Origin of the sequence: Arthrobacter sp. SPG23, assembly GCF_000876655.1 — a bacterium.
GTDB lineage: Bacteria > Actinomycetota > Actinomycetes > Actinomycetales > Micrococcaceae > Arthrobacter.
Genome location: NZ_JYCN01000022.1, coordinates 1 through 11851 on the forward strand (window position 1 = coordinate 1; position 11851 = coordinate 11851).

The following is an 11851-nucleotide window of genomic DNA, read 5'->3' on the forward strand; positions in this document are numbered from 1 at the left end:
TTCGGCGGCGGAGGCGGCGACATGGGCGGCGGCTGGGGCGGCGACTCCGGCGGCGGCGGGGACTTCTAGCCGGCCCACAGACTAGGCGGCGGCCGGTCTCGCCGGCCGCCGGGTAGAAACGGTACATCAACTGTTCACTGAATTCAGTGGCGACCACTGAGCAGGATGAAAGGCAACACCATGGTTAAGCAGTCCATTTTCGGCCGTATGGCGCAGCTGGCAAAGGCTAACATCAACTCTTTGCTGGACCAGGCCGAAGATCCGCAGAAGATGCTGGACCAGATGGTCCGGGACTACACGAACAACATTGCTGAGGCTGAATCTGCCGTAGCGCAGACCATCGGCAATCTGCGGATGCTCCAGGACGACTACAACGAGGACGTCAAGAACGCCCAGGACTGGGGCAACAAGGCCCTCGCAGCGTCCCGCAAGGCGGACGAGTACCGGAGCAGCGGCGACACCGTCGACGCCCAGAAGTTCGACAACCTGGCCAAGGTCGCCATCCAGCGCCAGATGGCGGCCGAGAACGAGGCCAAGGCTGCCGAGCCCAGCATCGCTTCGCAGACCGAGGTTGTGGACAAGCTCAAGACCGGCCTGGACCAGATGAAGGGCAAGCTCAACGAGCTGACCAGCAAGCGCAATGAACTGGTGGCCCGCTCCAAGACCGCCGCTGCGCAGTCCCAGGTGCACGATGCCCTCAAGAGCATCGACTTCATGGACCCCACCAGCGAGGTGGGCCGCTTCGAAGAGAAGATCCGCCGCGAAGAAGCGAAGGTCCGCGGCCAGCAGGAGCTCGCCGCTTCCAGCCTGGACGCACAGTTCAACCAGCTCGAAGACCTCGGCGAACAGACCGAGATCGAAGCCCGGCTCGCGGCTTTGAAGTCCGGCGGCGCGAAGCCTGCCATCGGATCGTCGGCCAATTCTTCGGCTGCTGGCTCCACTGTCGAAGAAGCTGACTTCGACAAGCTCTAGGAAGCTCATCGGTTGATACGACCGGACAGACAAAGGCCGGGGTCCCGCGAAAGGACCCCGGCCTTTCTGCGTTAGCGCATGCAGGCCGGCCTAGCTGACGGTGACAGCAGGTTCTCCTACCGACGTCAGCCCGGCCCCTGCAGCCGTGCAGCTACCGGAACGGACGTCGCCGTCGTTGTAGACCTGGCGCAGGCAGCTACGCAGGGCGAGCTGACCCCAGTAATTGGGGTGCAGCGATTCCTGGATGTAGTAGTCGCTGAAGGCCGTGCTGGCGGTCCGGACCTCGTTGATCCATTCGCTGACGTCCGCGGCGCCTGCGCTCCGCCAGTCAGTCAGCGCCGTGTTATTCAGCTTCTTCGTTGTGTCCGCACACAGTTCGTGACCGGTGAAGAGCGCGGCCACGTTCAGCGTGTGAACGCCGTCCAGACCCGAAGCGGCGATGCCGGCTGCAATGGTGGAGTTGATGGCGGGGACGGCAGTACCCGAAGCCCAATCCAGGTCCGCGTTCCAGAAACCGCAGCCGTAGGTGCTCTGCCTGCCGTACCCCGCTTCGGAGTAGGCGATGCGGGAACTCCGCGGCAGGGGCGAGACGTAGTTCTGCACCACCAGGCTGTATTCACCAGGCGAGTACCCGGCGCCGGCCATGGCCTTGGCCACGTTTGTGAGGGAGGCGCCGATCCGGGATGCCACTGCGGCCCGGTTGGTGGCCGAAAAGTTCGTGGCCACCATGGTGGAGTCCTTGCAGTAACTCGGTGCCCACGACGGGCTGGTCATGAACTTGGAGACACACGTGGCGATGATGCCGGCAAAACCCAGATCGTTGCCGCCCACCGAGACCACCACCATCCTGACCCGGTGGGCCGATGCGAAGTCCTGCAGTGCCAGTGCCTGGCCCTTATTGCCGGCAGCATCGCTATAGAAATCCAGCCCCGGCTTGAATTCCCCGGACGAGTTCCAGGACGTGGCCGTCTTGGCACCGGAACACGCCAGATTCACTGACTGTGCCTGCCCGATCCTGATCTCCGCCGAGGAGGAGCGGTGGCAGCCGGCCGTGCTCTCGGACCGGCCGGCATCAAGATAGGCCGCGTCGCCCAGCGCATCAGTCTGGCGGGAGTCACTCGAGTTGCCGGCCCAGCGGCCCGCCTCACCCGAAATGTAGGAATCCCCCACGCTGACCACCCAATCATCACCGCCGGCGGGCGCGGCGTGGGCCGGAGGGGCAATGAAAGCGGAGACGGTGGCAGCGGCTGCGATTGCCGCAACGAGCGCCCTGGTGGCTGCCAGCCACGGGTGAGCTGTTCCGGGCCGCGTGGCCGGGGAAAGGAATAGCTTCATTGGTCATCCTTTTTCTGCGCGCGGCAACATTGCGGCGAACAGGTGGCCGGCATCCGGCCGCCTCCAGCCGGGTGCCGATGTCAACAGGAAAAAGCCTGATCCGAACGGAACCGTCCGTGCGGAGAGTGAACGCAGGGGACGACTGGAGCGAGTCTACGGCCAAAGTTACCCGCCGGTAAATAGCGCTCTGCGGCGTGTACCGTGGAACCATGCCTTCCACCATTGTCTGGCTCCGCGACGACCTTCGCCTCGATGACAATCCGGCCCTTGCCGATGCGGCGGCCCTGGGCCACCCGCTGACCGTCGTCTACATTCTGGATGAAGAATCACCAGGGGTGCGTCCTCTCGGCGGGGCGGCCAAGTGGTGGCTGCACCATTCACTGGTGTCCCTGGCCGGTGCCCTTGAAGCGGCGGGCTCCCGACTGGTCCTTCGACGCGGGAGCGCGGCCGGTATCATCCAGCAGCTGGCTGCCGCCACCGGAGCCACCCACCTCAGGTGGAACCGCAGGTACGGTGGCCCCGAACGCAGCATCGATGCCGGCGTCAAAGCGTGGGCAGGAGACCAGGGACTTGATGCGGCTAGCTTCCAGGCCAGCCTCATGTTCGAGCCGTGGACCGTCCGCACCGGTGCGGGCGGGCCGTACAAGGTCTTCACGCCCTTCTGGCGCGCATGCCTCGAAAGCGGAGAGCCGCGGATGCCCTCCGACGCCCCCGGCACTCTGCCTCATCCAGCCGGGCACAGCGACGGCCAGCTGCCCCAAAGCGATGATCTGGACAGCTGGGCACTGCTCCCCCGCACGCCCGACTGGAGCGCAGGACTCGCCGAACAGTGGACGCCCGGCGAAGCGGGCGCCGACAGCCGCCTGAAGGACTTCCTGGACGGCCCTGTCGAGGAGTATGGAACCGGCCGCGACCGGCCGGGCATTGAAGGCACCAGCCGCCTCTCCCCGCACCTTCGCTTTGGTGAGATCAGTCCCTTCCGCGTCTGGCACGCGCTTCGTGAGCGCTTCCCGCGCCGGGCTCCTGCCGACGTCGGGACCTTCCGCTCCGAACTGGGCTGGCGCGAATTCTGCTGGCAGCTTCTGTACGAGAACCCGGAGCTGGCCACCCGAAACTACCGTCCCGACTTTGACCGCTTCGAGTGGCAGACGCCGTCGGACGGTGAACTGGAGGCCTGGCAACAGGGCCGGACAGGCTACCCGCTGGTGGACGCCGGGATGCGCCAGCTCTGGCAGACGGGGTGGATGCACAACCGTGTCCGCATGGCTGCCGCGTCGTTCCTGGTGAAGAACCTGCTCGCGGACTGGCGGCTGGGGGAAGCCTGGTTCTGGGACACGCTGGTGGACGCCGACTCAGCAAGCAACCCGGCCAACTGGCAGTGGGTGGCCGGGTCCGGAGCGGATGCCTCCCCCTATTTCCGGATCTTCAACCCCGTGACGCAGAGCAAGAAGTTCGACGCCGCCGGCCGCTACCTGCGGGAATTTATCCCCGAAATCGCAGGCATGGATGACAAAACCATCCATGAACCGTGGAAAGCCCCCGAACAGGCAGCCGGGTATCCCGCTCCTGTGGTCGGCTTGCCGGAGTCACGTGAGCGCGCCCTGGAGACGTACCAGAAGCTCAAGGACGGCTGAAGTCGCGAGGGGCCGGGAGCCCGGCCGGCAGACCGGTTAGCGGCTGCTGACCTTGCCCATCAGGGAAGCTATGGGGCTCAGGAAGAGCGGCCGGGCCAGGAACCACGCGGCGACCATCGCGGCGACTGATGCCGCGAAGATGCCGAATCCTACCCAGCTGACGTCGTCACTGCCGCCGTACATGTGGTTGAGGTTCCGGAGGGCGCCGGTGGCCAGCACCAGGAACACGTGGACCACAATGAACGCGACGAAGTAGATCATCACCGGGAAGTGCACGGCGCGGGCGGCCTCGATCGGGTACGCCTTGTTCAGGCCCTTGGCGTTCTTCGGCCAGGCCGAGGACATCCGCAGGCCCGTGATGAACGCCAGGGGCGCCGCAATGAAGACGGTGAAGAAGTAGGTCAGTAGCTGGAGGGCGTTGTAGTTGACCCAGCCGTTCTCAGTGGGCCAGTTCAGCGAGGCATACTGCAGCGCGGCCGAGAGCGCGTTGGGGAAGACATCCCAGCTGGTGGGCACGATCCGCGCCCACTGGCCGGTGGCGAAAATCAGGATGGCGAACACAACGCCGTTGAGGATCCACAGTGCGTCCAGCACGAGGTGGAACCACAGCGCCAGGCTGATCTTCGTCGGGGCGTTCCGGGTCCGGATCAGGCCTTTGTTGTTCCGGGTCCAGTAGGCAGCCGGACGCGTCTGCGTGCGCACCTGCCAGCCGGAACGGATAATCAGCAGCAGGAAGAAGCCGTTGAGGAAATGCTGCCACGCCAGCCAGGCCGGGAAGCCCACAGGAGTTCCCTCAGGCAGCTCCGAATGGCCAGGGTACGCCGCCATGAAGTCCTTCACCCCGGTAAGACCCGTGACCCACTTGGCGAGCAGCACCACGAGAAGCAGAGCAACGAGGGCGGCCGGCACTGCCCAGTACAGCTTGGCCCATTTGCTCTTCGCAGTTCCGGACTTCTTCTTGGTTGGTAGTGACATCGAGCAGCATTCCTCTCGAGAATGATCGACTAGTGACGTAGGCGGATCCATCCCTGCCGGGTACACCGGCAGGAGCGGCGGCTGGGTTAAGTGCGCCTTAATAGCTTGAATCATGAACAGCGGAAGAGCGAACCCGTAAGAGGCGGCGGTCATGCCCCGCAACATAGGACGCGTGTCCCGGGAGCCACGGCCTGCCCATGCCGTGATCGCCCGATCGCGGTGATCGCCATCGAACTGCCCGGTGGCACGGTAGGACGTTGCTCCCGCGAATGAGAATACTAGGAAATGCTAGTAGTTGGAGCGCCGCAGACAAGAAAAGAGGCCCTGACCGGCAATTTCCCGGTCAGGGCCTCTTACATGGTTGCGGGGACAGGATTTGAACCTGTGACCTCTGGGTTATGAGCCCAGCGAGCTACCGAACTGCTCCACCCCGCGTCGCTTGATCAACACTACCCTACTTTTCGACCCGCCCCGACCACTCCCCTGCCGGGCCGCGGACTGGTCTGCTGACCGGGCCCGCTGACGGGGTGCCGGACCCGGCCGCCGGCCGGGCAAGCACCGACGCGTCTGGCGGCAAAGCGAAAGGCCCGGAATTCTCTGTCGAGAATTCCGGGCCTTTCCTTCAGTTGCGGGGACAGGATTTGAACCTGTGACCTCTGGGTTATGAGCCCAGCGAGCTACCGAACTGCTCCACCCCGCGTCGCAAGAACAACATTACCTGCCGGTGAACTTCAGACCAAATTGAGGGGACGTGATCTGCGTCTCCGCACCAATACCTGCCTTCCGTACGGGCGGAACCGGCCCCGGGAACCGGTAAACCCGCTGGAAGCGGCAAAGGCCGGCTCCCCGTCCTAGCGGAAGGGAAACCGGCCTCTGTGGGCGGGCAGCTTACGGCGTGCCCGCCCTCCTGATCAATTGCTCGGAGACGGCGACGGCGTCGCGGCCGCCGACGGGGTTGCCGTGGGAGCCGTGGTGGCTCCCGGCGTCGGTGATGCACCTTCGGCACCGAGCTTGGCTTCGGCGTCGATCGCCTTCTGCAAGGCCGCGGACAGCTTCTTCTGCTGCTCGCCGTAGGCCGCGAAGTCGCCCTTGGCCAGGGCCTCCTGACCGGCCCGGATGGCTGCGTTCGCCTCGTCCAGCGCGGCCTTCAGCTCCGCCTTGGCGTCGGTGCCGCCGGTGGCCGGCGGCGTGCTGCCTCCGGTTGCGGGCGGCGGCGTCCGGCCGTTGTTGGCAGAGTCACCGGCCGTTGCCCCCGAATCTCCGCCAAAGAGCTGGTTCAACGCTTCATCAAGTGTCGGCGCGAACCCGATCTTGTCACCGAAGGCAACCAGCACACGCTGCAGCGTGGGGTAGGACGTTTCGCCCGTGGACCGCAGGTAGACGGGTTGCACGTACAGCAGGCCCCCGCCCACCGGGAGGGTCAACAGGTTGCCGTTGAGGACGGCGGACGCGCCTTGCCGGAGCAGGTTCAACGCCTGGGACACCGTGGGATCCGAGTTGAACTTGTTCTGCGCCTGGCCCGGGCCGGGAACCTGCGCTTCCGGCGGGATCTGCAGCAGCCGGAGCTGGCCGTAGCTTTCCGCCTTTACGCCCTTCTGGTTGCCGGCATCGGAATCCGCGGCCAGGAAGCCGTAGAGCACGTTACGGGCGGTGCCGTTGACCACCTGCGGAATGAACGACGACGTGAGCTGGAAGGCGGGCTTGGTCTGGTCCGGCATCTGCAATGACATGTAGAACGGCGGCTGCTTGACCTCTTCCTTGACCGTGGGATCGTTCGGCACGGACCAGGCGTCATTGTTCGTGTAGAAGTTGTCCGGCTGGGTGACGTGGTAGCGGCCCAGCAGTTCGCGCTGGACCTTGAACAGGTCCTCGGGGTAGCGGACGTGGCTCATAAGCGCACCGGACATCTCCGAGTACGGCTTGAGGGAGGTGGGGAAGACGTTCTGCCATGCCTTCAGCACCGGGTCCTGGTCGTCCCAGGCGTACAGCGTCACCGAACCGTCGTAGGCGTCAACCGTTGCCTTCACGGAGTTGCGGATGTAGTTGACCGAGCTGTTCGGCAAGGCGACCGTGCGTCCGGCCGTGGTCTGCGAATCAGCGGTGGCCGCGGAAAGCTGCTCCTGCTGCGAGTACGGGTAGTACTGGCTGGTGGTGTAGCCGTCAACGATCCACTTCACGCGGCCGTCCACCACCGCCGGGTAGGCGTTGCCATCGACGGTGAGGTACGGGGCGACCTTTTCGACGCGGTCCCGCGGGTTGCGGTCGTAGAGGATCTGCGACTCGTTGTTGACGCCGTCGGACAGCAGCAGGTCGGAGGACTGGAACTTGATCGCGTAGAGGACCTTGTTGAAGAAGCTGCCCACGTTCGGGCCGCCGTTGCCGGTGAAGGTGTACTGGGTTTCGCCGTCGCCTTCCTTGCCGGCGGGACGGTCCTGTTCACGGTGCGGCGAACCCTCCGGTGCCCCGACAATTGAGTACTCGGGCGAGTTTTCGCCGAAGTAGATCCGGGGCTGGTAGGTCGAATCGTTGCCGAGCACGCCGGTGGACGGGATGCCGGCCTGCAGGAACTCCGGCTTGCCGTCGGCGGTGAACTTGTTGCCCTTGGCAGCCACCACGCCGTAGCCGTGGGTGTAGACCACGTGACGGTTCAGCCAGGACTGCTGGTTGGCGCTGAGGCCGTCCGGGTTCAGCTCGCGGACGGCAATCACGGTGTCCTGCACCTTGCCGTCAACTTCATACCGGTCCACGTTGAGCGCGCTCGGGAACTGGTAGTAGGGACGGTACTGCTCGAGCTGGGAGAAGGCGTCCGAAATGAGGTTCGGGTCCAGGAGGCGGATATTGGCAGTGGTCTGCGCATCCGGAGCCAGGGCTCCCGTGGTGGCGTTGGTGGTGGCGTTGTACCGCTTCTCCTGGATCTTATCCAGGCCGTAGGCGGCACGGGTCATGCTGATGTTCCGCTCGATGAACTGCTTCTCAAGGGTCTGTTCCGAGGGGCGCACCTGGAACTGCTGGATGACCCACGGGTAGACACCGCCGGCGAGGATGGAGGTGATGACCAGCATTGCCGTGCCGATGACGGGCAGGCGCCATTTGCCGATCACTGCGGCGACGATGAAAAGGATTGCCACCAGGGCGGCGGCTACAGCCAGGATCGACTTGGTGGGGATCACGGCGTTGACGTCGGTGTAGAGGGCACCGGCCCAGCGTCCGTTGCTGTTCTGGACTGAGGAATAGCGGTCAAGCCAGAAGTTCACGCCGAGCAGCAGCAGGAACACCGCGCCGGTGACGGCGAGGTGGATTTGGGCGGCACGGCTGGTGAAGATGCCGCGTTCCATGATCCGGATACTGCCGTAGAGATAGTGCGTAAGGATTCCCGCGATACCGGCCACCACAACAACGCTGATGAGGAAGCCGGTGACGAAGCCCAGGAACGGCAGGGTCATCAGGTAGAAGCTGATGTCCAGGTTGAACTGCGGATCGTTCTGGCCGAACTGCTCCTGGTTCAGGAACAGCAGCACTTTCTGCCACTGGCTGGCGGCGGCGCTTCCGGCAAAGAGGCCGAACAGCACCGGCAAGCCGATCATGACCACCCGGCGGACGGGTTCCAGCTGGGCCTGGTAGCGGTTCAGGTTATCCCTGATCTCCGAGTCCGGAGCGTACACGGGACGCGCGTGGTAAGCGATGCGGATGGCATAGAACATGGCGAGGAACATCAGCGCGAAACCGGCCAGGAAGATGATAATCCGGGCCAGGTTCTCCGTGAGGAACACTTCAAAGAACCCAAGCTGCTGGTACCAGAGGACATCTGTCCAAACATTGGCGAAGAAGATGAATCCGACCACAACCAGTGCGACGACGATCAACGTCGGCGTCAAGGCACCTCGCCTTGGCTGGGGTCTTCCGGGCGGAGTGGAGCTGGCGGGACGGGACAAACTGGGTACCTCATAGCTGGTTGTCAGTTACTGGTCTTGTCAAAAAATCAAGGTGCGCGTGATCATGTACTGCCGGAACTGCTGCCCGCCCCCGGCAGGAGGCTCAGCAGCAGTCACTAGTGCCACGAGCGGCGCTAGTGCTTAGTTCCTGCAATTAGTCTAGTTGCTGGTGCACGCGGGAAGCCCGGATGTGTCCCCGCCTGAACCAATCACGTTGACGGCTTCCCGCGCCTCAGCCAGGTTCTCGACTTTGACCACCTGCAACCCGTCCGGAATGTGTCCCACCACTTCGGGGCAGTTGGCCGCCGGCGCCAGGAACACCTCCGCGCCGTCTGCCCTGGCCCCATACATCTTCTGACCGATCCCGCCGATGGATCCCACGACGCCGTCTGGCGTGATGGTGCCGGTCCCTGCGATGTGTTTGCCTCCGGTCAGGTCCCCCGGAGTGACGGTGTCGATGATGCCCAGGGCAAACATCATGCCCGCGCTGGGGCCACCCACCTTGTCGAGGGAAATCTTGACGTCGAACGGGAACTTGAATTCGTACTGCAGCAACACCCCGAGGATGAACTTGCCTGCCGCGTTCTCGGTGGGGGTGATGGTTTCGGTCACCGGCGTGCCGTTCCGGTCGACGACGACGGTTGCCGGCTTTCCCTGCCCGGCGGCAAGTTCCTCCTGCACTACGCTGAGCGACGTCACGGGCTTGCCGTTCACAGTGTTGAATACATCGCCTGCCTGCAGCTTGCCGGCCGACGCCGACCGCTCCGCAAGGTCCGCCACCCGCAGTTTCTGCTCAAAGGGAATATCGAGTTCCTTCAGCGCGGAAGCCGTGGCGTTCTCCTGCGAGGTGGTCATGGCGACGGCACTCTCCTGCTGGGACTCTTCCTTCGTGACCCCGGTGGGAAAGATGAGCTCTTCCGGATAAACGGCCTTGGACTTGTCCAGCCAGGCCGAGAAGGCCTCGAAGACGCTGACCGGGCCGTTAGGTCCGCCGTCGACATAAACAGTGGTGAGGTCCAGGTGGCCTTTCGCCGGAAAGGTCTCTCGGCCGGTCACGCTGATGACCGGCTTGCCGTTGTCATTGGCGAGGGTGTTAAAGGTGGGTCCCGGCGATTCCACGACATAGGGCACGGGAAGGCTCCCGGCGGTGATGCCCAGCGCCAGTGCCACCAGCCCTGAGGTCATCATGGCGGCGTAGCGGTTGTCGCCTGTTGCGGCCCGGCGCGGCTTCGTCCTGCGCGAAAGCCTGCCGCGTGTGGTCCCGCCGCCGCTTCCCGGTTCCGCGGGATCCCCCGGAACCTGCCCACCCTGAGTGATTGTCAATGAAGGACCTCTCCGTACCTGCGCCCGCGGACGCGGCACTGTGGCTGAACCGGATCGCGCTAACGGCAGCCTGCAAATATTCCGATGACTAACACTACGCGGTGAGCAGGCGGTGCCGCTCTTTGCCGACAGCGAACGGGGCCGGATTCGGCAGACAGCCGCCAACGCACCGGGGTACCGTGAAGGTGATCAACAGTCACACCGACGATCGGCGGGATCATGACCTCCAACCCACTCAATCCGTCCAATGGCGACGACGACACCCCCAAGGATCCGCTTGCGGAAATGCTGCAGAACCTCATGGGTGGCAAGGGCATGGGTGACATAGACCCCGCTGAACTGGCCAAGGCTGCAGGCCTTCCCGACGATCCGAACCTGCTTGCCCAGATGTTCTCGCAGGTGCAGGCCATGATGAGCGCGCCCTCCGAGGGGCCCGTCAACTGGCAGCTTGCCCACGACAATGCGCGGCGGGTGGCAGCGAGCGGCTCCGACCCATCTGTCACGGCGCAACAGTCGCGTGAGGTCGATGAGGCACTCCGCCTGGCCGAGCTCTGGCTTGACCAGGTCACGGACCTCCCCGCCACAGGCCTGATCGGCCGGGCGTGGTCCCGGGCCGAATGGGTCGAGGAAACCCTTGGCACGTGGAAGCGGCTCACCGAACCGGTGGCGAACAGCATCGCCAACGCGCTGTCCGCCGCCATGACGGAGCAGATGCCCGAAGAAATGAAGTCCATGATGGGCGGCGCTTCATCCATGCTGCAGAACATGGGCGGTGCCATCTTCGGCATGCAGCTCGGCCAGGCCATCGGTGCCCTGTCTGCGGAAGTAGTGAGTTCAACGGACATCGGTGTACCGCTGGCAGATCTTGAAATGGCCCTCCTCCCGGCCAACGTGGCCAAATTCGGCGAAGGCCTGAGCCTGCCTGAAAACGACATCCGGCTTTTCCTTGCCGTGCGGGAAGCCGCGCACGCCCGGCTCTTCGTCCAGGTGCCCTGGCTCCGTGGCCACCTCCTGGGGGCCATCGAGGCCTACGCCCGCGGCATCCACATTGACACGTCCAAGATCGAGGAACTGGCCCGGGAGATCGACCCCGGCAACCCCGAAGGCATCCAGGAGGCATTGTCCCAGGGCGTGTTCATGCCCCAGCGGACCCCCGCCCAGGAACAGGCACTGGAGAAACTCGAAACGGCGCTGGCGCTGGTTGAAGGCTGGGTGGACGAACTGACCGCAGCGGCCACGGAGAAGTTCCTGCCCTCGGCATCGGCACTGCGTGAGACAGTCCGGCGGCGCCGTGCCACCGGCGGCCCCGCAGAGCACGCCTTCTCATCCCTGGTGGGACTGGAGCTGCGTCCCCGCCGCCTCCGCGAGGCCGCAGCCCTCTGGGCTTCCCTCAAGGAAGAACGCGGCACCGAAGGCCGGGACGCCATCTGGCAGCACCCGGACCTCCTGCCCACCGGCGAGGACCTGGACGACCCCCAGGGGTTCAGTGCACGGCGCAAGCTCGCCGAAGCGAGCGACACGGAGGTGGACGACGCCCTGCAGAAACTGCTGAACGGCGGATTCGACGAACCGGGCGCGGACGATGCCGTTTCCGACGATAACAACGACGGCCCCGGCACGGACAAGGGCGGTTCCGGCAAGGACGACGGCGGCACGCCCCAGGCCTGACCTGCCGGCTGT

General features: G+C 64.7%; 7 protein-coding genes and 2 tRNA genes. 3 read left to right on the plus strand and 6 right to left on the minus strand.

Annotation, left to right across the window (positions count from 1 at the left end; all coding sequences use genetic code 11):
- Positions 1 to 180: 180 nt before the first annotated feature.
- A complete protein-coding gene (locus TV39_RS14215; protein WP_043483150.1) occupies positions 181 to 972 on the plus strand; it encodes a PspA/IM30 family protein in 792 nt (263 codons plus the stop codon).
- Between the two features lie 90 nt (positions 973 to 1062).
- Here TV39_RS14215 and TV39_RS14220 read toward each other — a convergent pair whose 3' ends face one another.
- Positions 1063 to 2307, minus strand: coding sequence for a hypothetical protein (locus TV39_RS14220; RefSeq protein ID WP_043482697.1), 1245 nt, complete (start codon positions 2305 to 2307; stop codon positions 1063 to 1065).
- Between the two features lie 209 nt (positions 2308 to 2516).
- Between TV39_RS14220 and TV39_RS14225 the strand changes: the two genes are divergently transcribed.
- Positions 2517 to 3941, plus strand: a complete 1425-nt coding sequence (locus tag TV39_RS14225) for a cryptochrome/photolyase family protein (protein ID WP_043482698.1) — start codon at positions 2517 to 2519, stop codon at positions 3939 to 3941.
- Positions 3942 to 3977: 36 nt separating this feature from the next.
- On the opposite strand, the gene TV39_RS14230 is transcribed toward TV39_RS14225, so the two are convergent.
- The 5 genes from TV39_RS14230 to TV39_RS14250 form a co-directional block, all read right to left on the minus strand.
- On the minus strand, positions 3978 to 4916 hold the full coding sequence (locus TV39_RS14230; protein WP_043482700.1) for a cytochrome b/b6 domain-containing protein: 939 nt from the start codon (positions 4914 to 4916) through the stop codon (positions 3978 to 3980).
- Between the two features lie 358 nt (positions 4917 to 5274).
- Positions 5275 to 5351 (minus strand) — tRNA-Met (locus TV39_RS14235).
- Positions 5352 to 5542: 191 nt separating this feature from the next.
- Positions 5543 to 5616, minus strand: a tRNA-Met gene (locus tag TV39_RS14240).
- A 211-nt stretch (positions 5617 to 5827) separates the two neighbouring features.
- Positions 5828 to 8848, minus strand: a complete 3021-nt coding sequence (locus TV39_RS14245) for a UPF0182 family membrane protein (protein WP_200891026.1) — start codon at positions 8846 to 8848, stop codon at positions 5828 to 5830.
- Positions 8849 to 9007: 159 nt separating this feature from the next.
- A complete protein-coding gene (locus TV39_RS14250) occupies positions 9008 to 10171 on the minus strand; it encodes a YlbL family protein (RefSeq protein WP_043482703.1) in 1164 nt (387 codons plus the stop codon).
- 219 nt (positions 10172 to 10390) lie between these two features.
- On the opposite strand from TV39_RS14250, the gene TV39_RS14255 reads away from it, so the two are divergent.
- Complete coding sequence (locus TV39_RS14255; RefSeq protein ID WP_043482705.1) at positions 10391 to 11839, plus strand: zinc-dependent metalloprotease; 1449 nt, start codon at positions 10391 to 10393, stop codon at positions 11837 to 11839.
- Positions 11840 to 11851 lie beyond the last annotated feature (12 nt).